The organism is Variovorax sp. 38R, assembly GCF_014843395.1.
In the GTDB taxonomy this organism is placed as follows: Bacteria; Pseudomonadota; Gammaproteobacteria; order Burkholderiales; family Burkholderiaceae_C; genus Variovorax; species Variovorax paradoxus_H.
On sequence record NZ_CP062121.1, the window covers coordinates 3442164 to 3463491 of the forward strand.

23 protein-coding genes are annotated in these 21328 nt (G+C 66.8%); 17 read left to right on the forward strand and 6 right to left on the reverse strand.

Annotated elements, in window-relative coordinates:
- The first annotated feature begins 37 nt into the window (after window positions 1–37).
- From IG196_RS15810 to msrA, 4 genes are all read left to right on the forward strand, one after another.
- Window positions 38–661, forward strand: coding sequence for a cytochrome b/b6 domain-containing protein (locus tag IG196_RS15810; protein WP_192191881.1), 624 nt, complete (start codon window positions 38–40; stop codon window positions 659–661).
- Window positions 658–1452, forward strand: a complete 795-nt coding sequence (locus tag IG196_RS15815) for a molybdopterin-dependent oxidoreductase (protein WP_192191882.1) — start codon at window positions 658–660, stop codon at window positions 1450–1452. The genes IG196_RS15810 and IG196_RS15815 overlap by 4 nt, the downstream gene beginning before the upstream one ends.
- Before the next feature lie 108 nt (window positions 1453–1560).
- Complete coding sequence (locus IG196_RS15820; RefSeq protein WP_192191883.1) at window positions 1561–1812, forward strand: pentapeptide MXKDX repeat protein; 252 nt, start codon at window positions 1561–1563, stop codon at window positions 1810–1812.
- Between the two features lie 92 nt (window positions 1813–1904).
- Window positions 1905–2609 (forward strand): peptide-methionine (S)-S-oxide reductase MsrA, encoded by a 705-nt coding sequence (gene msrA, locus IG196_RS15825; RefSeq protein WP_192191884.1) that lies wholly within the window; start codon window positions 1905–1907, stop codon window positions 2607–2609.
- A 25-nt stretch (window positions 2610–2634) separates the two neighbouring features.
- On the opposite strand, the gene IG196_RS15830 is transcribed toward msrA, so the two are convergent.
- Together IG196_RS15830 and IG196_RS15835 are read right to left on the reverse strand one after the other, a co-directional pair.
- The gene (locus tag IG196_RS15830) at window positions 2635–3930 is read right to left on the reverse strand and encodes an acetyl-CoA hydrolase/transferase family protein (protein ID WP_192191885.1); all 1296 of its coding nucleotides are present in this window, start codon (window positions 3928–3930) and stop codon (window positions 2635–2637) included.
- Window positions 3931–3938: 8 nt separating this feature from the next.
- Complete coding sequence (locus IG196_RS15835; protein WP_192191886.1) at window positions 3939–4841, reverse strand: LysR substrate-binding domain-containing protein; 903 nt, start codon at window positions 4839–4841, stop codon at window positions 3939–3941.
- A 139-nt stretch (window positions 4842–4980) separates the two neighbouring features.
- On the opposite strand from IG196_RS15835, the gene IG196_RS15840 reads away from it, so the two are divergent.
- Window positions 4981–5385 (forward strand): RidA family protein, encoded by a 405-nt coding sequence (locus tag IG196_RS15840; RefSeq protein WP_412556342.1) that lies wholly within the window; start codon window positions 4981–4983, stop codon window positions 5383–5385.
- Window positions 5382–6476 carry an NADH:flavin oxidoreductase gene (locus tag IG196_RS15845; RefSeq protein ID WP_192191887.1) on the forward strand — a complete coding sequence of 365 codons (1095 nt, stop codon included), beginning with the start codon at window positions 5382–5384 and terminating at the stop codon, window positions 6474–6476. The genes IG196_RS15840 and IG196_RS15845 overlap by 4 nt, the downstream gene beginning before the upstream one ends.
- Here the strand turns inward: IG196_RS15845 and IG196_RS15850 are convergent.
- Window positions 6473–7648, reverse strand: a complete 1176-nt coding sequence (locus IG196_RS15850; RefSeq protein ID WP_192191888.1) for an NAD(P)/FAD-dependent oxidoreductase — start codon at window positions 7646–7648, stop codon at window positions 6473–6475. The two genes, IG196_RS15845 and IG196_RS15850, sit on opposite strands and share 4 nt — an antisense overlap.
- A gap of 77 nt (window positions 7649–7725) precedes the next feature.
- On the opposite strand from IG196_RS15850, the gene IG196_RS15855 reads away from it, so the two are divergent.
- Window positions 7726–8619 (forward strand): LysR substrate-binding domain-containing protein, encoded by an 894-nt coding sequence (locus tag IG196_RS15855; RefSeq protein ID WP_153284060.1) that lies wholly within the window; start codon window positions 7726–7728, stop codon window positions 8617–8619.
- Window positions 8620–8625: 6 nt separating this feature from the next.
- On the opposite strand, the gene IG196_RS15860 is transcribed toward IG196_RS15855, so the two are convergent.
- Complete coding sequence (locus tag IG196_RS15860) at window positions 8626–9654, reverse strand: aldo/keto reductase (protein ID WP_192191889.1); 1029 nt, start codon at window positions 9652–9654, stop codon at window positions 8626–8628.
- Between the two features lie 127 nt (window positions 9655–9781).
- Here IG196_RS15860 and IG196_RS15865 point away from each other — a divergent pair, with 127 nt between their 5' ends.
- The 3 genes from IG196_RS15865 (at window position 9782) to IG196_RS15875 (ending at window position 11739) form a co-directional block, all read left to right on the forward strand.
- Entirely contained in the window at window positions 9782–10246 is a 465-nt protein-coding gene (locus IG196_RS15865; RefSeq protein ID WP_192191890.1) for a GNAT family N-acetyltransferase, read from the forward strand.
- 49 nt (window positions 10247–10295) lie between these two features.
- Complete coding sequence (locus IG196_RS15870) at window positions 10296–11177, forward strand: alpha/beta hydrolase (RefSeq protein ID WP_192191891.1); 882 nt, start codon at window positions 10296–10298, stop codon at window positions 11175–11177.
- Window positions 11178–11292: 115 nt separating this feature from the next.
- A complete protein-coding gene (locus tag IG196_RS15875) occupies window positions 11293–11739 on the forward strand; it encodes an SRPBCC family protein (protein ID WP_101491785.1) in 447 nt (148 codons plus the stop codon).
- A gap of 9 nt (window positions 11740–11748) precedes the next feature.
- On the opposite strand, the gene IG196_RS15880 is transcribed toward IG196_RS15875, so the two are convergent.
- On the reverse strand, window positions 11749–12195 hold the full coding sequence (locus IG196_RS15880) for a MerR family DNA-binding protein (RefSeq protein ID WP_192191892.1): 447 nt from the start codon (window positions 12193–12195) through the stop codon (window positions 11749–11751).
- A gap of 172 nt (window positions 12196–12367) precedes the next feature.
- Between IG196_RS15880 and IG196_RS15885 the strand changes: the two genes are divergently transcribed.
- Window positions 12368–12571: a heavy-metal-associated domain-containing protein gene (locus tag IG196_RS15885; protein WP_192191893.1), complete on the forward strand. Its 204-nt coding sequence runs from the start codon at window positions 12368–12370 to the stop codon at window positions 12569–12571.
- A gap of 51 nt (window positions 12572–12622) precedes the next feature.
- Here the strand turns inward: IG196_RS15885 and IG196_RS15890 are convergent, their stop codons facing one another.
- Window positions 12623–13501, reverse strand: coding sequence for an alpha/beta hydrolase (locus IG196_RS15890; protein WP_192191894.1), 879 nt, complete (start codon window positions 13499–13501; stop codon window positions 12623–12625).
- 360 nt (window positions 13502–13861) lie between these two features.
- Here IG196_RS15890 and IG196_RS15895 point away from each other — a divergent pair, with 360 nt between their 5' ends.
- The 6 genes from IG196_RS15895 (at window position 13862) to gsiD (ending at window position 21320) form a co-directional block, all read left to right on the forward strand.
- Window positions 13862–14833, forward strand: a complete 972-nt coding sequence (locus IG196_RS15895; RefSeq protein ID WP_192191895.1) for a MurR/RpiR family transcriptional regulator — start codon at window positions 13862–13864, stop codon at window positions 14831–14833.
- Window positions 14830–15789, forward strand: a complete 960-nt coding sequence (locus IG196_RS15900; protein WP_192191896.1) for an isoaspartyl peptidase/L-asparaginase family protein — start codon at window positions 14830–14832, stop codon at window positions 15787–15789. The genes IG196_RS15895 and IG196_RS15900 overlap by 4 nt, the downstream gene beginning before the upstream one ends.
- 31 nt (window positions 15790–15820) lie before the next feature.
- On the forward strand, window positions 15821–17710 hold the full coding sequence (locus IG196_RS15905) for a dipeptide ABC transporter ATP-binding protein (RefSeq protein ID WP_101491791.1): 1890 nt from the start codon (window positions 15821–15823) through the stop codon (window positions 17708–17710).
- A gap of 73 nt (window positions 17711–17783) precedes the next feature.
- On the forward strand, window positions 17784–19337 hold the full coding sequence (gene gsiB, locus IG196_RS15910) for a glutathione ABC transporter substrate-binding protein GsiB (RefSeq protein WP_101491792.1): 1554 nt from the start codon (window positions 17784–17786) through the stop codon (window positions 19335–19337).
- Window positions 19338–19462: 125 nt separating this feature from the next.
- A complete protein-coding gene (gene gsiC / locus IG196_RS15915) occupies window positions 19463–20383 on the forward strand; it encodes a glutathione ABC transporter permease GsiC (protein ID WP_099789688.1) in 921 nt (306 codons plus the stop codon).
- Between the two features lie 10 nt (window positions 20384–20393).
- Entirely contained in the window at window positions 20394–21320 is a 927-nt protein-coding gene (gsiD, locus tag IG196_RS15920; RefSeq protein ID WP_101491793.1) for a glutathione ABC transporter permease GsiD, read from the forward strand.
- Window positions 21321–21328: the final 8 nt, after the last annotated feature.

Sequence of the window (21328 nt, forward strand, 5' to 3'; positions counted from 1 at the left end):
ATGAATCGGCGAGGGGGTGCGCCCAACAATCCAGCCCATGCAGACACGCACCGCCCCTGACAAGCGACCGATCCACCCGCTGTGGATGCGCGCCACGCACTGGCTCAACGCGCTGGCCGTGCTGGTGCTGGTGGCCAGCGGCTGGCGCATCTACAACGCAGCGCCCTTCTTTGACTTTCGCTTTCCGGCATCGATCACGCTCGGCGGCTGGCTCGGCGGCGCGCTGCAGTGGCACTTCGCGGCGATGTGGCTGCTGGTGTTCAACGGACTGGTCTACCTCGGCCTGAACATTGCCAGCGGGCGCTTCGCACGCAAGTTCTTCCCGCTCTCGCCGGCCGGCCTCTGGCGCGATGCGCGGGCCGCGCTCGGCGGCAAGCTCTCGCACGCCGACCCGCGCCACTACAACCATGTGCAGAAGCTGGCTTACCTGTTCGTGATCGTCGACCTGGTCGCGATCGTGCTGTCGGGGCTGGTGCTGTGGAAGTCGGTGCAGTTTCCGCTGCTGCGCGAGCTGATGGGCGGCTACGAAGCCGCGCGCCGCGTTCACTTCATTGCGATGGCAGCCCTGGTGGCCTTCGTTGCCGTGCACCTCGTGATGGTGGCGCTCGTGCCCCGCACCCTGCTCACCATGCTGCGCGGTCGCGCGCCCCACACCCCATGAGCCTCTTTTTCAAACGCCCTTCCCTGGTCGGTGTCGACGGCGACGCCGTGGTGCGCGAAGCCCGCGCCCTCATCGAACGCCAGCTCGACGCCCCCTCGCGCCGAATGTTCCTGCGCCGTTCGCTGACGCTCGGTGGCCTGTCGATGCTTACTGGCTGCAGCATCAGCGACGACAGCCACGTGGAAGCCGCGCTGACCAAAGTCTCGCGCTTCAACGACAAGGTGCAGGGCTGGCTCTTCAGCCCGACGCGGCTGGCGCCGACCTACACCGCGGCCGAGATCACGCGCCCCTTTCCGTTCAACGCCTACTACGGCGAGGACGAGATCCGCGAGGTCGACGAGGCCACCTACCGCCTCGAAGTGAGCGGCATGGTCGCCGACAAGCGCCGCTGGACGCTCGCCGAACTGCACGCCCTGCCCCAAGAGGACCAGATCACGCGCCACATCTGCGTCGAAGGCTGGAGCGCCATCGGCAAATGGGGCGGCGTGCGCTTTGCCGACTTCTTGCGGCACGTGGGTGCGGACCTGAGCGCGAAGTACGTCGGCTTCCAGTGCGCGGACGACTACCACACCAGCATCGACATGCCGACCGCGCTGCACCCGCAGACGCTGCTGGCGCTGAGCTACGACGACCAGCCGCTGCCGCCGAAGTACGGCTTCCCGATGAAGCTGCGCATGCCGACCAAGCTTGGCTACAAGAACCCGAAGCACATCCAGGCGATGTACGTGACCAACACCTATCCCGGTGGCTACTGGGAAGACCAGGGCTACAACTGGTTCGGAGGGAGCTGAGGGGCTGCCACAGCCGCTCGACTGCCGAAGAAAGCGCGAGGCCGTGTCTCTGCCTGGGACCGCGCCGATCTTGACAACAAAACCCAACCTCAACTCAGGAAGACCGACATGAACAAGCTCACCGCCACCCTCCTCGCCACCTGCATGGCCTTCGCCGGCGCCTCGGCCTTTGCCGCAGATGACATGGCCAAGGACGGCATGAAGAAGGACAGCATGGCCAAGGACGGAATGAAGAAAGACGCCATGGGCAAGGACGCCATGAAGAAGGACGGCATGAAGAAGGACGGCATGAAGAAAGATGCCATGGGCAAGGACGAAATGAAGAAGGACGCGATGGGCAAGGACGAGATGAAGAAGTAAGCCTCTTTCTTCTCTGCCCGGCCCGCCGCCATTGACGGTCGGCGGGATCGGGATCACTGTTCTCTCATCTGCGTTCCCTACGAAAGACCGCCATGAAATCCTTCGCCATCGCCGCCGGCACGCTCGCCGCCGCCGCTTTCGCCTGGCACGCGGCCCCCTCCTTTGCCGAGACCACGCGCCGCGTGCCCGCGCCGACGGTCGACCTGGCCACGCCAGCCGGAGCCACCACCGCCACCGCCGTGTTCGCGGGCGGCTGCTTCTGGGGCGTGCAGGGCGTGTTCCAGCGCGTCGAGGGTGTGAGCAATGCGCTCTCGGGCTACGCGGGCGGCGAGGCCCGCACCGCGCGCTACAACGAAGTCGGCTCCGGCCGCACCGGCCATGCCGAGGCCGTGCGCATCAGCTACGACCCGCGCAAGGTCAGCTACGGCAAGCTGCTGCAGATTTACTTCTCGGTGGCGCACGACCCCACCCAGCTCAACCGCCAGGGCCCCGACACCGGCCCGCAGTACCGCTCCACCGTGTTCGCCGAAAACGCCGAACAGGCCCGCATCGCCAACGCCTACATCGCCCAGCTGAACCAGGCCAAAACCTTCGGCAACAAGCCGCTGGCCACCACGGTCGAGATGACCAAGCCCTTCTATGCGGCCGAGGACTACCACCAGGACTACCTCACGCTGCACCCCAACCAGCCCTACATCGCGATCCACGACCTGCCGAAGATCGACGACCTGAAGAAGCTGTTCCCCGAGAGCTACAAGGCCACGCCGTCGCTGGTGCGGGCAGCCAAGGCGGGTTGATCAGCGCCTTGGACCACCCCAACGCTCACAGCAACTTTGCGCGCTGGGCCTGCTCCGTCAGCTCCGCCCGGAAGTTCGGATGCGCAATGGCGATCAGCTCCTGCGCGCGCTGCTTGGCCGACTTGCCGCGCAGCTGCGCCACGCCGTACTCGGTGACGACGTAGTTGATGTCGTTCTTGCTCGTACTCACGTGCGTGCCGGGCGAGAGCGAGGGCACGATGCGCGAGATGCTGTCGTCCTTCGCCGTGGAAGGCAGCACGATGAAGGCCTTGCCGCCGCGCGAGCGGTTGGCGGCGCGCACGAAGTCCGACTGCCCGCCCGTGCCCGAGTACGGCGCATGGCCCAGGCTCTCGGAGCCGCACTGGCCCAGCAGATCGATCTGCATGGTGGCGTTGATGGCGATGAGGTTGTCGTTCAGCCCCGCCAGCGCCGGGTCGTTGGTGAAGTTGACCGGATGCATCTCCAGCCCCGGGTTGCGGTCCATGAAGCGGTACAGCTTGTTCGAGCCCAGCGCGAAGGTCGCGACCGACTTGCCCGGCAGGTAGTTCTTGCGGCGGTTGGTGACCGCGCCGCTTTCGACCAGCGTGAGGATGCCGTCGCCGATCATCTCGGTGTGGATGCCCAGGTCGCGCTTGCCCGTGAGCTGCATCACCACCGCATCGGGAATGCCGCCGTAGCCGATCTGCAGGGTGGCGCCGTCGTCGATCAGGTCGGCCACGTGCTTGCCGATGGCTTCCTGCACGGGGCCGATCTTGGGAAGGCCGACTTCCATCACCGGCTCGGTGCTCTCGACGAGCGCCGCCACCTGCGAGATGTGTACGTGGCAGTTGCCATGCGCATAGGGCACGTTCGGGTTCACCTCGAGCACGACCGCGCGCGCTTTCGCCACGGCGGCCATCGTGTAGTCGGGGCCCAGGCTCAGCGCGAAGTAGCCGTGCGCGTCCATCGGCGAGGCCATGCTGAACACCACGTCGGCCGCGATCTGCCCGCGCTCGATCTGCACGGGAATCTCGGAGAAGTAGTTGGGAATGAAGTCGATCCAGCCCGCCTGCCCGCCGGCGCGCGTGGCGCCGCCGAAGAACAGCGCCACGTGGCGCACATGCTCGACCGTCTCGGGGTCGATGTAGGCGTACTTGCGCATCGCAAGAATCTGCGCGACCTTCACGTCGCGGAAGTCGCGGCGTTGCTCGGACAGCGCCGTGAGCAGCGACGGCGGCTCGCCGACGCCGGTGGGCACGATGATCATGTCGCCGTTGCGCACCTGGCGCACGGCATCGGCGGCGGAGACGCGCTTTTGCGCGTACAGGGTCTGAGCAGTCATGCGCGCCACTATGCCTTCTTTTCGCCGCCGCCGAACTCGCGGTGTACCCAGTCGCGCAGCACCGCCGTCGCGGGCCGGCTGGCGGCGCGCGGGCTGTACACGAGGTCGTAGCGGTAGCTTTCCACCGACAGCTCGAAGGGCTGCACCAGCAGGCCCGACGCCAGCTCGTCGGCCACCAGCGCCAGGCTCAGCAGGCCGACGCCCTGCCCCGCGACCGTGGCCTGCACCGCGTGAATCTCTTCGGTGAACGACAGGCCGGCCTGCGCATCGACATCGGTGCGGCCCGCGCGCGCGAGCCAGGTGCGCCACACCGGCGCCAGCGTTTCGTCGCGCCCCGCGCGTCCCCATTCGAAATGGATCAGTGAGACGGCGCGCAGGTCTTTCTTCGCCGCGACCGCCAGCGCCGGGCTGCAGACCGGCGCGTAGTGGTCCTGGAACAGCGGCTCGACGACCAGGTCGGCATAACGACCGTTGCCGTAGCGAATCGCCGCGTCGGCCTCGGTGTCGAGATCGACAACCTGGTTGGTGGCGTCCAGCCGCAGCGTCCATTCGGGGTGCAGGTGGCGGAAGGTTCCCACGCGCGGCGCCAGCCGGCGGGCCATGAAGCCGACCGTGGAGGACAGCGTGGCGATGCGCGTGCCCTTCAGGCGGCGCACGCCGTCGACGGCGCGCTCGAAGCTGTCGAAGCCGTCGCGCAGCGCGGGGAACAGCTGGTGACCGGCGGCTGTCAGGTGCACCTGCCGCGTGCCGCGTTCGAACAGGCGCACGTCGAGCGTTTCTTCGAGTTGCTTGATCTGGTGGCTGACCGCGGTCGGCGTGACGTGCAGTTCGTCGGCAGCCGCCTTGAAGCTCAGCCGACGCGCCGCGGCCTCGAACACGCGCAATGCGCCCAGGGGAGGAAGTCTTCGCATGCAGACAGATTATCTGAATTCATCTGTCGACTGAAAAATCAGCCTTTGTCGGGCGCGCTCTTCATCCCTAGATTCCAGTGGTCGCGAGAAGAAACCACTTCCACGGCTGATCTGAAATTCACCATAGAAGGCACCCGTCATGCAACTGCAACCCAAGCAAATCCACACGCAACCTGACCCTTACGCGCCCTTCCTGCTGTCGCAGGCCATCCAGCTCGGCCATCTCGTCTTCGTGTCCGGCCAGGCCGCGATCGGTGACGACGGCGAGATCGTCGGCAAGGGCGATTTCGACCGCCAGGCCGAGCAAGCTTTCAAGAACCTCGACCGCGTGCTGCGGGCCGCCGGCACGGGCCTGGGTAGCGTGGTCAAGGTCACGATCTTCCTGACCTCGATGGCGAACTTTCCGAAGATCGTCGAACTGCGCCGTCAATGGTTCTCCGCACCCTACCCGGCCGACACCATCGTCGAGGTCTCGGGCCTGTACTCGCCCGACGCGATGATCGAGATCGAAGCCATCGCCGTCGCGCCCGGAGACGCCCGATGAGCACGCCGCTGTTCGCGCCGGCGAACCTGAACGGCCTGCAGTTGCCCAACCGCCTGGCCGTGGCGCCGATGACGCGCGTCAGCGCCTCGCCCGAGGGCCACGCCAACGGCACCATGGCGCGCTACTACGAGCGCTTTGCGCGGGGCGGCTTCGGCCTCGTCATCACCGAGGGCATCTACACCGACGCGGCGTATTCGCAAGGCTATTTCCGCCAGCCCGGCCTGAGCGATCGCGAACAGGCCCGCGCGTGGCAGCCGGTAGTGAAGGCGATCCAGGGCGCGGGCGGGCGCGTCATCGCGCAGCTCATGCATGCGGGCGCGCTGTCGCAGTTCAACCGCTTTCGCGACCACACGGCGGGACCGTCGGCGATTCGCCCCCGCGGCACGCAGATGACGGCCTACCGCGGCGAAGGCGAGTACCCGGTGCCGCGCGAGATGAGCGACGCCGACATCGCAGAAGCCATTCGCGGCTTCGCCCGCGCCGCATTGCTGGCCATGGAAGTGGCGGGCTTCGACGGCGTGGAGATTCACGGCGCGAACGGCTACTTGCTCGACCAGTTCATGACCGGCCACACCAACGCGCGCACCGACCGCTGGGGCGGCACCCTCGCACACCGCGCGCAACTGACCGTCGACGTGGCGCGCGCCGTGCGGCAGATGCTGGGCGCATCGGCGCCGGTCGGCGTGCGCATCTCGCAAGGCAAGGTCAACGACTTCGCCCACAAGTGGCCGGAAGCCGAAGCCGGTGCGGCGACGGTGTTCGGGGCGCTGGCGCACAGCGGCATCGACTACCTGCACGTCACCGAGTTCGAAGCCTGGCGCCCGGCCTTCGGCGATGCGGGGCCGAGCCTGCTGCAGCTCGCGCGCCGCCATTCGCCTGGGGTTGCAATCGTCGCCAACGGCAGCCTGCACGACCCGGGGCGCGCCGAAGCAGCACTTGCGGACGGCGCCGACTTCGTGGCGCTGGGACGCAGCGCGCTGTCGAATCCCGACTGGCCGATGCGGCTGAAGGAAGGCCGAGCGCTGGCCAGTTTCGACCCGACGCTGCTGTCGCCCGTCGGAGACATCAAGCCGACAGAGCAGCACCCCTAGATGATGTTCTTCTCGATCAACGGCCGGTTCTCCAGAATGCGCGCGAACGACAGCGGCGACAGGTCGAGGCTGCGATAACCCCCAAAGCGGATCAGCTCGGCGATGCCCCGCCCCGCCGCCGGGCACTGCTGCAGCCCATGGCCCGAGAAACCGTTCGCGAAGTACAGGTTGTCGCAGTCCGGGTGCAGGCCGAGGATCGCGTTGTGGTCGAACAGGTTCATCTCGTAGTAGCCGGCCCAGGCGCCGGTCATGCGAACCGCCTCGAAGGCCGGAATGCGTTCAGCCAGCGCTGGCCAGATGAAGCTCTCGAAGGCCTCGTGTTCGACTTCGAGCGGCGCGTCGTCGGGGTCCTGGTCTTCGGGCGGCGCGAAGCCGCAGATGAACTGGCGGCCTTCGGGGCGCAGCCAGATGCCTGAGGTGTCGATCACCAGCGGACAACCGGGCAAGGTCTCGGGGCATGAAAAGCTGAACACGCTGCGGCGTCGTCCGCGCACCGGCAGGTCGATGCCCGCCCATTCGGCCACCTTCGCGGCCCAGGCGCCGGCGGCGTTGACGACGATGTCGGCGTCGATCGTCTCGCCGTTGTCGAGTTGCACGCCGGTCACGGTGCGGCCCTTGCGGCACAGTCCCGTGGCATGCGCCTGCACGTACCGTGCGCCCTGCGATGCGGCCTTCTTGCGAAAGGCCTGCAGCAGGCTGTAGCCGTCGTACCACCCCTCGCCCGAGAGGCCGAGCGATGCAAGCGCGATGCCCTCGGTCGACATCCATGGGAAGCGCGCCTTCAGTTCCTCGGGCTTCAGCAGCGCCACGTCCACCGCGTGCGCCTTCTGCATCGCGTGGTTCTCTCGCAGCACGTCAACGCCCGCCGCCGAGGCCAAATACAGGTAGCCGGGCTCGACCAGGCCGATGTCAGGCGCGTCGTCATCACCCACGCGCAAGGTCTCGCCCAGCGTGCGGAAGAAGTCGATGCCGTAGAGCGACATCTCGATGTTGATGGCGGTGGAAAACTGCTGGCGGATCGAGCTGGCCGACAGCGCCGACGAGGCCTGCCGGTACGAGAAGTCGCGCTCCACCACCGTGATGTCGAAGGCCTCGCCTGCCGGGTCGGCGCCCAGGAAGTACGCGATGGCCGAGCCGATGGCCCCGCCGCCGATGATCGCCACACGCCGCATGAGATGCCTTTCCGTGACTTCGGTGCCTGGGCCCGGGCCGTTGCCCGGGCTGCGCACGCTCCCGCCAGAATAGCGCGATGAGAAAAGACATTCCCAACCTCGGCGCGCTGCAGGCCTTCGAGGCCTCGGCACGCCTGGGGAGCTTCACCCGCGCGGCGACCGAGCTGGCGCTCACGCAAAGCGCCGTCGGCCGCCAGGTGGCGATGCTGGAGCAGCGCCTGGGCGTGCCGCTGTTCTCGCGCGTGCGCAAGCGGCTGACGCTCACCGACGTGGGCCGCGAGTACGCCGCACGCATCCGCCGCCACCTCGACCAGATCCGCCGCGACACGCTGGAGATCAGCGCCGGCCACGAGATGGGCTTCGTGCTGGAGCTGGCCGTGGTGCCGACCTTTGCCACGCAATGGCTCATCCCGCGGCTGCCCGATTTCAGCCGGTTGCACCCGAACATCACGGTGAATCTGTCGGCGCGCTCGCAGCCCTTCTCGTTCCAGGAGCACGCGTACGACGCAGCGATCTACTTCGGCGACCAGTTCTGGCCGAACACGCGCGGCGGGCTGATTTTTTCCGAAGGCGAGATGGTGCCCATCTGCAGCCCCGCGTTTCGCGACGCACACGCCCAGTGGGACGAAGCCGGCTTCGAGCGCTGCCGCCATGTGCACCTGAGCACGCGCGCCCATGCGTGGCGCGACTGGTACGCGCAGCAGGAATGGGAATACACGGTGCACGCGTCGCGCGGACCGCGCTACGAGCTGTTCACCATGGTGGTGGCCGCCGCGGCGGCGGGCATGGGTGTGGGGCTGGCGCCGCGCATCCTGGTCGAGCAGGAGCTGCGCACCGGCGAACTCGTGATTCCGGTGGACCGGCACCTCGACGTGCACCAGGGCTACTACTTCGCGTACCCCGAAGGCCGGCCAGCCTCCGGGGCGCTGGAGCAGTTCAAGCAGTGGGTGCTGGGGCTGACACCCGCCTGAACCGGGTCAGACGGGGTTGGGGTTGCGCTCCAGGAAGCCCTGCTGGTGCCAGTACGGATAGGCCCGCGTCGTCGCGCTGGCCGCGTCGAGTTCGGCGACCTGCGCGGGCGTGAGGTTCCAGCCCACCGCACCCAGGTTCTGGCGCAGCTGCGCTTCGTCGCGCGCGCCGACCACCACGCTCGACACCGTCGGGCGTTGCAGCAGCCAGTTGAGCGCAACCTGCGGCACCGTCTTGCCGACTTCGGCGCCGACTTTTTCGAGCGCCTCGACCACGCGGTACAGCAGCTCGTCAGGCACGGGCGGGCCCATGTCGGCCGTCACGTGCAGGCGGCTGTTGGCGGGCAGCGGCTGGCCGCGGCGGATCTTGCCCGTGAGCCGGCCCCAGCCCAGCGGACTCCAGACCACGGCGCCCACGCCCTGGTCTTGCGCGAGCGGCATCAGCTCCCACTCGTACTCGCGGCCCACCAGCGAGTAATACGCCTGGTGCGCCACACAGCGCGCATAGCCGCGCTGCTCCGACACCGCCAGCGACTTCATCAGGTGCCAGCCCGAGAAGTTCGACGCGCCCACATAGCGCAGCTTGCCCGCGCGCACGAGGTCGTCGAGCGTGGACAGCGTTTCTTCCACCGGTGTGCTCGCGTCGAAGCCGTGCAGCTGGAACAGGTCGATGTAGTCGGTGCCCAGGCGCTTGAGCGAGGCATCGACCGCCTGCACGAGGTGCTGGCGCGACGAGCCCACGTCGTTCGGCCCCTCGCCGCTGCGGAAGGTGGCCTTGGTCGAGATCAGCAGCCGGTCGCGCGGCCGGCCCTTGATCGCCTCGCCCAGCACCGATTCGGCGGCGCCGCCCGAGTAGATGTCGGCGCTGTCGAACATGTTCACGCCGGCGTCCATGCAGATGTCGATCAGCGTGCGGGCCTCGGCCACGTCGGTGCTGCCCCAGGCGCTGAAAAACTCGCCCTTGCCGCCGAAGGTGCCGGTGCCGAAGCTCAACACGGGGACCTTGAGGCCCGATTTGCCCAGATGACGGTATTCCAAAGTGCTACTCCTTGAATCGAACGAACAACGAACACGGATAGATGAATGACGCAGCCATTGTTGGCCGCCGCGGGGAACCCCGTCGCGCGTCGGGCTTTGCGGCGCTTCGGCTCGGTACGATCGAACGATGCAGATTTCGATTGAAAACCCGAACCAGCCCGACGTCATCCAGCTCATTGACGACCTCGATGCGTACCAGAAGCCGCTGTACCCGCCCGAGAGCCATTACGGCATCGACCTTGCCGCGCTGTCGGCGGCGCATGTGCTGTTCGCGGTCGCGCGGGACGAAGCCGGCACGGCCATCGGCTGCGGCGCGCTCGTCATGAACCCCGGCTACGGCGAACTCAAGCGCATGTACGTGCGACCGCAGAACCGCGGGCAAGGCGTCGCGGCGAAGGTGCTGGGCTTTCTCGAAGCCGAGGCGGCGGCGCGCGGATGCGCGATGTTCCGGCTGGAGACGGGCGTGAGCCAGCCCGAGGCGCTGGCGTTCTATGCGCGTGTGGGGTACGCGCGGCGCGAGCGCTTCGGCGACTACCCGGACGATCCGTTGAGTGTGTTCATGCAGAAGACAGCGACACCCCATCGCCCCTAAGATCGCCCCCGGCTTCCGTCACCACGGTCATCACCATAAGGAACACCACATGCAGACAAGAGGGATTCTTCGCCGGCTCATGTTCACCGCGGGCTGCGCCCTGCTGCTGGGGTTGTCAGGTTGCGGCGGCGGAGGGGGTGGTGGGGGCGGCGGAGGCGGTGTGGCGATGCTGCCGTTGCCACCGGTCGGCGGCACACCGACACCACCGCCCGCGGACACCGGACGCGGCCGCGTGGTCCAGGCCTCGGTGAAGTCCGAGGCCACGGGTGCGACCTACCCCCTGCACATCTATCTGCCGGCAGGCTACGACAGCGCGACGACGGCCTACCCCGCGATCTACATCACCGATGGCGATGCGATCTTCAACCAGAGCGTGACACGCTTCCAGAACCTCACCGACATCCTCGAGAAGGCCGGCAAGAAGGCCATCGTGGTCGGCATCGGCGGCACGGCGCGCCGTAACACCGACTACCTGATGCCCGGCGCCAAGCCGTACCACGATTTTCTGACCGACCAGCTGGTGCCGTATGTCGAATCGAACTACCGCGCCAACCCGGCCAAGCGCATGCTCTCGGGCCTGTCGAACGGCGGCGTCTTCACGCTCATCGCCTTCCTCACGGAAGGCGCGGCCGGCAAGTTCACCTTCCAGTACTTCTTCCCCTCCGATCCACCCGTCAAAGGCGCAAGCGCGCAACTCGAGCCGCTCGAAAGCCAGATGTACGCCAACAGCAGCACGCGGGAGATTCCTGTGACCTTGCTGTTGGGCTTCGCCGCTGCCAACACAGGCGGCCCGGAGATCACCGCCTTGCACGACAAGATCGCAGCGCACAACTACAAAGGCCTTCAGTTGAGCGTGAAGGGCTACCCCGGGGGACACACGCCGATGGACTTGCCGTCGTTCGAGGACATCGTGGCGCGATTCATCGATTGAAGCGCGGAGTGTCGACTCAGGGTTTTTCCTAGTCTTTTGGCGTGTCGAATCGCGGCGGGCTCATCCGACGTAAACATAGAGGGTCGTCCTCTGTACTTCAAAGGAGAAAGCAACCATGGCTACCAACACCGTTCGTCTGCACCGCGTCCTGCGCACGTCCCCCGACAAGCTCTACCGTGCCTTCGTCGAGGCCAGCGCGTTCGAGCGCTGGCTGCCGCCCTTCGGTTTCACTGGCAAGGTCCACAGCATGGAGCCCGTGGTGGGCGGCGCGTGGCGCATGTCCTTCACCAACTTCAGCACCGGCCACAGCCACTCGTTCGGCGGCAAGTACCTGGAACTTGTTCCCGGCCAGCGCATTGCCTATGACGCGAGCTTCGACGATGCCAACCTGCCAGGCACGATGAAGACCACCGTGACCCTGACCGCGGTCTCGTGCGGCACGGACATGTCCGTCGTGCAGGAAGGCATCCCCGAGATGATTCCTGTCGAGATGTGCTACTTGGGCTGGCAGGAATCGCTGGTGGCGCTGGCCCAGCTGGTCGAGCCGAACATTCCGGGTTGAGGATCGGCGTCACGCCCGTCGCGCTTCACAGCCGGCGAATCCCTTGAGCCCGGCCAGCTCGTCGAGGATGGGGCATTCGGGGCGCTCGTCACCTTCGCAGCAGTGAGCGAGACGCTCCAGCAGGCGCTTCATGTGCGCGAGTTCCTCGATGCGCTGGGCCAGGTCGTCAGCGCGTTCAAGCGCGACGCGCTTCACGTCGAAGCTTGCGCGGCGCCCGTCTTGCCACAGGGCGTGCAGCTTGGCGACTTCCGATGTGTCGAAACCCAGCGTGTGCGCACGTCGCACGAAGCGCAGCGTCGACACGGCGTGTTCGTCGTAGAGGCCGCCGTGTGCCGTGTCATCGAGCAGCCCGAGCGATTCGCAGTCTTGCAGCAGCTGCGTGGACGCGCCGGACCGCGCAACCACATCAGCAAGGGACAGGCGCGCCGCAACCGTCGGCGCCGTGGGATGTTCCATGGAGTTCTCCTTCGAGCCAAAGCGCGAAGTCTCAACCTTCACACCATGGGAGAGTCAAACTTCAGCGGCCGCATGACCTTGGGGCGTCAGGGGTCAGGCGCTCACCGCGCTTGACCTTCACACGATGCGAAGCTTGAGACTGAGCGTCACTCTTTTGAAAGGACTCACCCTCATGCAAGCGTTTGAAATCCAGTCGATGACCTGCGGCAGCTGCGCCGGTCGCATCACCAAGGCCGTCAAAGACCTCGACCCGCAGGCCAGGATCGAGGTGGACTTGAAGAGCAGGACGGTGCGCATCGACACCACGGAGGACAGCCCTTCCGTGATGGCCGTGCTGACAGAGGCGGGCTACCCGCCCCAACCGCTGTCCGCATGAGTACGCCGCGCGCGAACCCTGCGCGTCGGGTTTGCAGCGCGGCCAAAGCGCTTACTTGTAGATCCGCACCACGGCGTCTTCAAATGCCAGAACGTCGGCCCCGACGTGCGTGGTGTTGAACTGCGGATTGAGCAGCTGCAGCCCCACGTAGCCTCGCGCGGCCATGCGCTGGTACAGCGCCGTCACGTGCGGCTGGTTGCAGCCGCTCGAGCAGCTCGCCAGGATCAGCGTGACAGGCAGCGGCCGCCCCCCCAACGCGTCGAACATCTTCTTCTCGAGATCGTTGTTCTGGCCCTCCTGTTGCCAGAAAGCACCCTCGATCGACACGAAGGAAGAAAACACCAGGTTGTCCGGCGCCTCGAGAAAGAGCGCCGTGGCCGCCAGGTTGCCACTGGTCGACAGGCCCGTGAGCATCCGGTTCTTGGGATTGGTCCGGTACTTCGAATCGATGAAAGGAATCAGCTCCTTCGCGAGGAAGTCGTGGTATTTGAAGGCCCCGGGAAAGTTGTAGTCCTCCTGGCGCCGCCCGGTGTTCCCGATGCCAACGAGGATGGCTTTCGTGCCGCGCTTCACCAGGACGTCCATGAGATTCGCGAACCGCGACTGCGGCAAGCCGTTGGTGGCATCTCCGTCGAGGGCATAGATGACGGGGTAGGCATCGGTGCCCTGGTCATAGCCGGCGGGCAGGTAGACGGAAAGAGGGTAAGGCGCGCCGGTGAACCCCGATTGGATGGATTCGGACACCACGCGGTTGGTGGGCGTCGGTGTGGGCGCCGGCTGCTGGGGCACGGGCCCTGCGGTCGGAGGGAGTATCGGCAGGCCACCGCCGCCGCCTCCACCGCCCCCTCCGCCACCGCAGGCGGACACGCCCGCGAACATCACACAGCAGCCCATCACCGCGAGCGCGCGGCGAAGCCATTCCAGTCTCATGTTGGTTCCTCGTTCCCCGGCGCAAGACGCGCCGCTCGGGATACTCAGGGCTGGCCAGAAGGCCGTCAATGTCGCTATGCGCCCCGGGCACCGCAGTTAATTCGTTCGTTTTCAACACGCCCGACCCCGCCCAAGGGATGAAAAGACAACATCAGGGTAATCCCTGAACGCCGCACCCCAACAGCCTCGAACGCGCCGCCCCACAAGGGAAACAAGCCCGGTCACGCGCTCGCCAAAGCCCCTCGCTCCTGGCCCGCTACTTGCGATATCGATCGGAAATGACAGAAAATTTTCATATCTGTCATATATTTGTAAACCTATTTTCATCACCCGCACCCACCCAGGTGCACCGCCCGCCCCATGAGCACCAACGTCGACACCCCAGGCACCACCGTGGCCCAGCGCATTGCGCAGGCGCTGCCGCGGCTGACGCGTTCGCACCGGCAGGTGGCTGACTTCGTGCTCGAGCACCCGCTGCAGGTCGCGACGTTGCCGATCGATGAGCTCGCCGCTGCGGCGGGCGTGTCGGTCGCCACGGCCAACCGCTTCGCGCGGGCGCTGGACTTCGACGGCTACGCCGCTTTCCGCGCCGAGCTCGTGCGCGGCTTCGAATCGCTGGTGGCGCCGGTCGAGCGGCTGCGCGGCAACCTGGAGCACCCGACGACGGTGGCCGAGGTGTTCGCGACGGCGCTGGACGAGAGCCGCCGCAACATCGAAGCGACGCGCCAGTCGCTGGACTACGCCGCCTGCGAAGCTGCGGTGCAGCGCATCCTGAAGGCGCGCTCGATCTACATCGGCGGCTTCGGTGCCAGCGCCTGGCTCGCGGGGCTGCTGCAGCACGGGCTCGACGGTTCGTGCAACGACGTGCGCATGCTCTCCAGCGTGAGCGGCGTGACGCATTCGGCGCGCTCGCTGATGCACTCGGGCCCGCAGGACCTGTTCATCGGCCTCACCTTTCCGCGCTACCTGACCGACACGGTGGCGCTGGCGCAGATCGCCCGCAGCCAGGGCTGCGCGGTGCTTGCGCTGACCGACCGCCCCAGCTCCCCCATCGCGCCGCTGGCCGACGTGGTGCTCTATTGCCAGACCGAAACCAGCTACCGCCCGAACTGCGAGACCAGCGTGCTTGCGCTGATCGAGGCACTGACCAGCGCGGTCGCCCTGCGCGCGCCCGGCGCGGCGCAGTCGGCCGGCCGCATCCTGCAGGCGGTGCGCCCGTGGCTGCACGGCGGGCTGGGCCAGGGCCATGCGCGCGGCCAGGTCTCCATGCCTCCCCTCCCCGCCGCCGTCGCTTCCGACGCCGGCAAGAAAAAGAAGAAAGCTTCCCGATGAAGAACGTCACGCCCGTCATCGCCATCCACGGCGGTGCCGGCACCATCAGCGCCTCGACGACCAACCCCGAGCAGGCGCAGGCGTACCACGACGCGCTGCAGACCATCGTGCGCGCCGCGCAGGCCGCACTGCTCAAGGGCATGTCGGCGCTCGACGCCACCTGCCTCGCGGTCGAGATGCTCGAAGACTGCCCGCTCTTCAATGCCGGCTACGGCGCGGTGTTCACGCACGAAGAAACGCACGAGCTCGACGCGGCCGTGATGGACGGTGCCACGCTCGCGGCCGGCGCGATTGCCGGCGTGAGCCACGTGCGCCGCCCGGTGCGCGCCGCGCGTGCCGTGCTCGAAGACGGCGCCCATGTGCTGCTGGCCGGCGCGGGCGCAGAAGCCTTCGCGCGCGACCGTGGCCTGGAGATGGTCGAGCCCTTCTTCTTCTCGACCGACGCGCGCCGCCAGCAGCTGTACCGCGTGCGCGACACGGGCCGCGTGGTCACCGACCACGAAGGCGCCGCCATGACCAAGCCGCCGCTGGACGAAGACAAGAAGTTCGGCACCGTCGGCGCCGTCGCGCTCGACATGCATGGCCACCTGGCCGCCGCCACGTCGACCGGCGGCATGACCAACAAGCGCGTCGGCCGCGTCGGCGATTCGCCGCTCATCGGTTCGGGCACGTATGCCGACGACCGCACGGCCGCCATCTCGTGCACCGGCAGCGGCGAAATGTTCATCCGCGTCGCGGCCGCCCACGACATCTGCGCGCGCATGGCCTACGGCGGCGCGACGCTAGCAGCCGCCACGCACGCCGTGGTGCACGAGTCGCTGCCCGCGATCGGCGGCACCGGCGGTCTGATCGCCGTCGACCGCCACGGCAACCTGAGCCTGGCCTTCAACACCGAAGGCATGTACCGCGGCCACGCGCGCGGCGATGAAGCCCCGGTGACGGCCATCTTCGCCTGACGCATCTGCCCCTTTTTCCCTCGCATCCGCCATGTCCTCCCCTGCCCTGAATCTGCCCGACGGCCGCGTCCTCGCCGTCGACGACCTCACCGTGCGCTTCTCGACGTCCGAGCGCACCGTCGATGCCGTCAAGAGCCTGTCCTTCCACGTCGACCACGGCGAAACGCTCGCGGTGGTGGGTGAATCGGGGTCGGGCAAGTCGGTCACCTCGCTCGCGCTGATGCGGCTGGTGGAGCACGGCGGCGGTCGCATCCTCGGCGGCAGCATGGCCTTCCGTCGTCGCAACGGCGAAGTGCTCGACCTGGCGCAGGCGCGCGACAGCACGATGCGCGGCATCCGCGGCGCCGACATCGCGATGATTTTTCAAGAGCCGATGACCTCGCTGAACCCGGTGTTCACCGCCGGCGACCAGATCGCCGAGGCCATCCGCATCCACCAGGGCAAGAGCAATTCGGCCGCACGCGCCGAGGCGCTGCGCATGCTCGAACTCGTGCGCATCCCTGAAGCGCGCAACGTGCTCGACCGCTTTCCGCACCAGCTCTCGGGCGGCATGCGCCAGCGCGTGATGATCGCGATGGCGCTGTCGTGCAAGCCGCAACTGCTGATTGCCGACGAGCCCACCACCGCGCTCGACGTGACCATTCAGGCGCAGATTCTTCAGCTCATCCGCGAGCTGCAGAAAGAGATGCGCATGGGCGTGCTCTTCATCACGCACGACATGGGCGTGGTGGCCGAAATTGCCGACCGCGTGCTCGTGATGTACCGCGGCGACAAGGTCGAAGCCGGCACCTCCGACCAGGTGTTCGCGTCGCCGCAGCACCCCTACACCAAGGCACTGCTGTCGGCCGTGCCGAAGCTCGGCGCGATGCAGGGCACCGACCTGCCGGCCAAGTTCGAGCTCCTTCGTACCGAGTCCGGCACCGAAGACAGCACCGAGACCGTGCCCTGCACCAACACCACGCCGCAGACCACCGTGCGCGAAGACGCCGGCCCGATCCTGCGCGTGCGCGACCTGGTGACACGCTTCGACGTGCGCAGCGGCATCTTCGGCCGCGTGAAGCGCCGCGTGCATGCGGTGGAAAAAATCAGCTTCGACCTCTACCCCGGCGAAACGCTGGCGCTGGTGGGCGAATCGGGTTGCGGCAAGTCGACCACGGGCCGCTCGCTGCTGCGCCTGGTCGAGAGCCAGAGCGGCGCCATAGAGTTCGGCGGCAAGAACATCCGCGAGCTGCCCACGCGCGAACTGCAGGCGCTGCGCCGCAACATCCAGTTCATCTTCCAGGACCCGTTCGCCTCGCTCGACCCGCGCGTGACGGTGGGCTTCTCGATCATGGAGCCGCTGCTCATCCATGGCATCGCCAAGGGCGCCGAGGCGCAGCAACGCGTCGACTGGCTGCTGCAGAAGGTCGGCCTGCCACCCGAAGTGGCGCAGCGCTACCCGCACGAGTTCTCGGGCGGCCAGCGCCAGCGCATCGCGATTGCGCGCGCACTGGCGCTCAACCCCAAGGTGGTGGTGGCCGACGAATCGGTGTCGGCGCTGGACGTGTCCATCCAGGCGCAGATCGTCAACCTCATGCTCGACCTGCAGCGCGAGCTGGGCGTGGCGTTTCTCTTCATCTCGCACGACATGGCCGTGGTCGAGCGCATCAGCCACCGCGTGGCCGTGATGTACCTGGGCCAGATCGTCGAGATCGGCCCGCGCCGCGCCGTGTTCGAAGCCCCGCAGCACGCCTACACACGCAAGCTGATGGCCGCCGTGCCGGTGGCCGACCCGTCGCGCCGCCACAAGCCGCGCGCGTTGCTCGAAGGCGAGATTCCCAGCCCGATCCGCGCCGTGGGCGACGAGCCCGACGTGCCGCCGCTGGTGCAGGTTGCGCCCGGCCACTTCGTTGCACGGCATGCCATCGGCGGCGCCTTCTGATCTTCCGATTCCGAACCGTTTTTTCACCCGCAGGCCCCCTGCATTTTTTCCACGAACCGACTGGAGTTCTTCCATGAAGCAATCTTCTTCCTCCCTGCGCTGGGCATCCGCATTGCTGGGCCTGGCCGCGCTGGCCGCCTCGGGCTCGGCACTGGCTGCCAAAGACGTGGTGCTGGCCATCGGCTACCAGCCGGAAACGCTGGACCCGTACAACACCAACACGACCATCACCACGGCCGTGACCAAGACCTTCTATGAAGGCCTGTTCCAGTTCGACAAGGACCTGAAGGTCCAGAACGTGCTCGCCGAGGGCTACGAGGTGTCGAAGGACGGCCTGGTCTACACGATCAAGCTGCGCAGCGGCGTCAAGTTCCACGACGGCACCGACTTCAACGCCGAAGCTGTGAAGGTCACGCTCGACCGCGTGCTGAACCAGGACAACAAGCTGCTGCGCTACAACCAGTTCAACCGCGTCGGCAAGGTCGAGGCGCTGAACCCCACCACCGTGCGCATCACGCTGAAGGAGCCCTTCGGTCCCTTCATCAACTCGCTGGCCCACGCCTCGGCCGCCATGATCTCGCCCACCGCGCTGAAGAAGTGGGGCAACAAGGACATCGCTTTCCACCCCGTGGGCACGGGCCCCTTCGAGTTCGTCGAGTGGAAGCAGACCGACGCCGTCAAGGCCAAGAAGTTCGACGGCTACTGGAAGAAGGGCTTCCCGAAGATCGACAACCTGCAATGGAAGCCGGTGCTCGAGAACAACACGCGCGCCGCGATGCTGCAGACCGGCGAAGCCGACTTTGCCTTCCCCATTCCCTACGAGCAGGCCGAGCTGCTGAAGAAGAGCGACAAGCTCGAAGTGGTGGCATCGCCCTCGATCATCACGCGCTTCCTGGCCTTCAACATGCTGCAAAAGCCGTATGACAACCCGAAGGTGCGCGAAGCCATCGGCTACGCCATCAACAAGGAAGCGCTGTCGAAGGTGGCTTTCGGCGGCTACGCCTTCCCCGCGCAGGGCGTGATGCCCCAGGGTGTGAAGTTCGCCGAGAAGATGGCGCCGATTCCCTACGACGTGAAGAAGGCCAAGGCCCTGCTGGCCGAAGCCGGCTACCCGAACGGCTTCGAGTCGGTGCTGTGGAGCGCCTACAACAACACGACCAGCCAGAAGACGATCCAGTTCGTGCAGCAGCAGCTCGCACAGGTGGGCATCAAGCTGCAGGTGCAGGCGCTCGAAGTGGGCCAGCGCACCGAGATGGTCGATGCCTGGCCCGATCCGAAGACGGCCAAGGTCCGCATGTACTACACGGGCTGGTCGTCGTCGACCGGCGAAGCCGACTGGGGCCTGCGCCCGCTGTTCGCCTCCGAGTCGTGGGCACCGAAGCTCAACAACATGTCGTTCTACAAGAGCGACGTGGTCGACAACGCGATCGCCAAGGCGCTGATCACCGTGGACGACAAGGAAAAGGCCGCGCTGTACAAGACCGCGCAGGACGAAATCCGCAAGGACCTGCCGCGCGTGCCGCTGGTCACCGAGCAGAACCTGTCGGCGCATGCCAAGCGCCTGTCGGGTGTGTTCGTGATGCCCGACGCGAACATCAACATCGACGCCATGTCGGTGTCGAACTAAGACCTCCCCCAGGCTTCGCGCACTTCGTGTCGCTACGCCAACCCCCTCACCGGGGGCAACACCAGCGGCCCGGCAAAGCCGGTTCCGCGGTGTTCCCCGAATGAGGATTTGACTGCCCGCACCCCATGCTGAATTACTTTCTCAAACGACTGTTGGGCCTGATCCCGACACTGCTCATCGTGGCAGTGCTGGTGTTCCTGTTCGTCCACATGCTCCCCGGCGACCCGGCGCGCCTTGCCGCCGGCCAGGATGCCGACGAGCAGACCGTGGCCATGGTGCGCGCGGACCTCGGGCTCGACAAGCCGCTGCCGCAGCAGTTCGTGAGCTTCTTCACCCACATGGTGCAAGGCGACTTCGGCACCTCGATCCGCACGCGGCGGCCGGTGTCGACGGAGATTGCCGAGCGCTTTTTCCCGACGGTGATGCTGACCATCACCAGCATGGTGTGGGCGGTGATTTTCGGCATGGGCATCGGCATCGTGTCGGCCGTGTTCCGCAACCAATGGCCCGACCGCATCGGCATGACGCTGGCGGTGTCGGGCATTTCATTCCCCGCATTTGCATTGGGCATGCTGCTCATGCAGATCTTCTCGGTGCAGCTCGGCTGGCTGCCCACGGTGGGCGCCGCGACCTGGCAGCACTACATCCTGCCCTCGATCACGTTGGGCGCGGCGGTGGCCGCCGTGATGGCCCGCTTCACGCGCGCCTCGTTCGTCGAAGTGATCCAGGAAGACTTTGTGCGCACCGCGCGCGCCAAGGGCGTGCGCGAGCGCACGGTGATCATCAAGCACTGCCTGCGCAACGCGCTGATTCCGGTGGTCACGATGATGGGCCTGCAGTTCGGCTTCCTGCTGGGCGGCTCGATTCTTGTGGAGGCGGTGTTCAACTGGCCCGGCCTGGGCCGCCTGCTGGTCGACGCCGTGCAGATGCGCGACTACCCCGTGATCCAGACGCTGGTGCTGTTGTTCTCGCTCGAATTCATTCTGATCAACCTCGTGGTCGATGTGCTCTACGGCTACATCAACCCGACCATCCGCTACAAGTGAGCACGCAGCCATGACGCAAGCTTCCGGCGTGTCTGCCGAATCCATCGTTCCTCTTTCTCCCGTGGCAGTGGTGCAAACCGCGGGCAAGGTCCGCACGCCCTGGGGCGAATGCTGGCGCCGCTTCAAGAAGCAGCCCGTGGGCATCGTCGCGGCCATCTTCGTGGGGCTGCTGGTGTTCATCGCGGTGTTCGCACCGTGGATCGTGCCCTTCGACCCCGAGAACTTCTTCGACTACGACATGCTGAACAGCGGGCCCTCGGCCACGCACTGGTTCGGCGTCGATCCGCTGGGCCGCGACATCTTCAGCCGCATCCTGGCGGGCACGCGCATCTCGCTGGCGGCCGGCTTTTTGTCGGTGCTGGTGGGCGGCTTCATCGGCACGGCCTTCGGCCTGCTGGCGGGCTACTACGAAGGCTGGTGGGACCGCATCGTGATGCGCATCTCTGACGTGCTGTTCGCCTTCCCCGGCATCCTGCTGGCGCTGGGCGTGGTGGCCATCCTGGGCAGCAGCATGACCAACGTCGTGGTGGCGGTGTCGGTGTTCAGCGTGCCGGCCTTTGCGCGCCTGGTGCGCGGCAACACGCTGGTGCTCAAGCAGCAGACCTACATCGAGGCCGAACGCAGCATCGGCGCGTCCGACTGGACCATCATCGTGCGGCACATCCTGCCGGGCACGATCTCGTCGATCGTCGTCTACTTCTCGATGCGCGTGGGCACCTCGATCATCACGGCGGCCAGCCTGTCGTTCCTGGGCATGGGCGCACAGCCGCCGACGCCCGAGTGGGGCGCGATGCTCAACGAAGCCCGCGCCGACATGGTGACCTCGCCGCACGTGGCGCTGTTCCCGAGCCTGGCCATCTTCTTCACGGTGCTGGCCTTCAACCTGCTGGGCGACGCCCTGCGCGACGCGCTCGATCCGAAGATCGACCGCCAGTAAGTTCTTCG

Bases quoted from the DNA above. Each gene is read 5' to 3' on its own strand.
- IG196_RS15810 (WP_192191881.1), top strand. From the start codon at position 38: ATGCAGACACGCACCGCCCCTGACAAGCGACCGATCCACCCGCTGTGG.
- IG196_RS15815 (WP_192191882.1), top strand. From the start codon at position 658: ATGAGCCTCTTTTTCAAACGCCCTTCCCTGGTCGGTGTCGACGGCGAC.
- IG196_RS15820 (WP_192191883.1), top strand. From the start codon at position 1,561: ATGAACAAGCTCACCGCCACCCTCCTCGCCACCTGCATGGCCTTCGCC.
- msrA (WP_192191884.1), top strand. From the start codon at position 1,905: ATGAAATCCTTCGCCATCGCCGCCGGCACGCTCGCCGCCGCCGCTTTC.
- IG196_RS15830 (WP_192191885.1), bottom strand. From the start codon at position 3,930: ATGACTGCTCAGACCCTGTACGCGCAAAAGCGCGTCTCCGCCGCCGAT.
- IG196_RS15835 (WP_192191886.1), bottom strand. From the start codon at position 4,841: ATGCGAAGACTTCCTCCCCTGGGCGCATTGCGCGTGTTCGAGGCCGCG.
- IG196_RS15840 (WP_412556342.1), top strand. From the start codon at position 4,981: ATGCAACTGCAACCCAAGCAAATCCACACGCAACCTGACCCTTACGCG.
- IG196_RS15845 (WP_192191887.1), top strand. From the start codon at position 5,382: ATGAGCACGCCGCTGTTCGCGCCGGCGAACCTGAACGGCCTGCAGTTG.
- IG196_RS15850 (WP_192191888.1), bottom strand. From the start codon at position 7,648: ATGCGGCGTGTGGCGATCATCGGCGGCGGGGCCATCGGCTCGGCCATC.
- IG196_RS15855 (WP_153284060.1), top strand. From the start codon at position 7,726: ATGAGAAAAGACATTCCCAACCTCGGCGCGCTGCAGGCCTTCGAGGCC.
- IG196_RS15865 (WP_192191890.1), top strand. From the start codon at position 9,782: ATGCAGATTTCGATTGAAAACCCGAACCAGCCCGACGTCATCCAGCTC.
- IG196_RS15870 (WP_192191891.1), top strand. From the start codon at position 10,296: ATGCAGACAAGAGGGATTCTTCGCCGGCTCATGTTCACCGCGGGCTGC.
- IG196_RS15875 (WP_101491785.1), top strand. From the start codon at position 11,293: ATGGCTACCAACACCGTTCGTCTGCACCGCGTCCTGCGCACGTCCCCC.
- IG196_RS15880 (WP_192191892.1), bottom strand. From the start codon at position 12,195: ATGGAACATCCCACGGCGCCGACGGTTGCGGCGCGCCTGTCCCTTGCT.
- IG196_RS15885 (WP_192191893.1), top strand. From the start codon at position 12,368: ATGCAAGCGTTTGAAATCCAGTCGATGACCTGCGGCAGCTGCGCCGGT.
- IG196_RS15890 (WP_192191894.1), bottom strand. From the start codon at position 13,501: ATGAGACTGGAATGGCTTCGCCGCGCGCTCGCGGTGATGGGCTGCTGT.
- IG196_RS15895 (WP_192191895.1), top strand. From the start codon at position 13,862: ATGAGCACCAACGTCGACACCCCAGGCACCACCGTGGCCCAGCGCATT.
- IG196_RS15900 (WP_192191896.1), top strand. From the start codon at position 14,830: ATGAAGAACGTCACGCCCGTCATCGCCATCCACGGCGGTGCCGGCACC.
- IG196_RS15905 (WP_101491791.1), top strand. From the start codon at position 15,821: ATGTCCTCCCCTGCCCTGAATCTGCCCGACGGCCGCGTCCTCGCCGTC.
- gsiB (WP_101491792.1), top strand. From the start codon at position 17,784: ATGAAGCAATCTTCTTCCTCCCTGCGCTGGGCATCCGCATTGCTGGGC.
- gsiC (WP_099789688.1), top strand. From the start codon at position 19,463: ATGCTGAATTACTTTCTCAAACGACTGTTGGGCCTGATCCCGACACTG.
- gsiD (WP_101491793.1), top strand. From the start codon at position 20,394: ATGACGCAAGCTTCCGGCGTGTCTGCCGAATCCATCGTTCCTCTTTCT.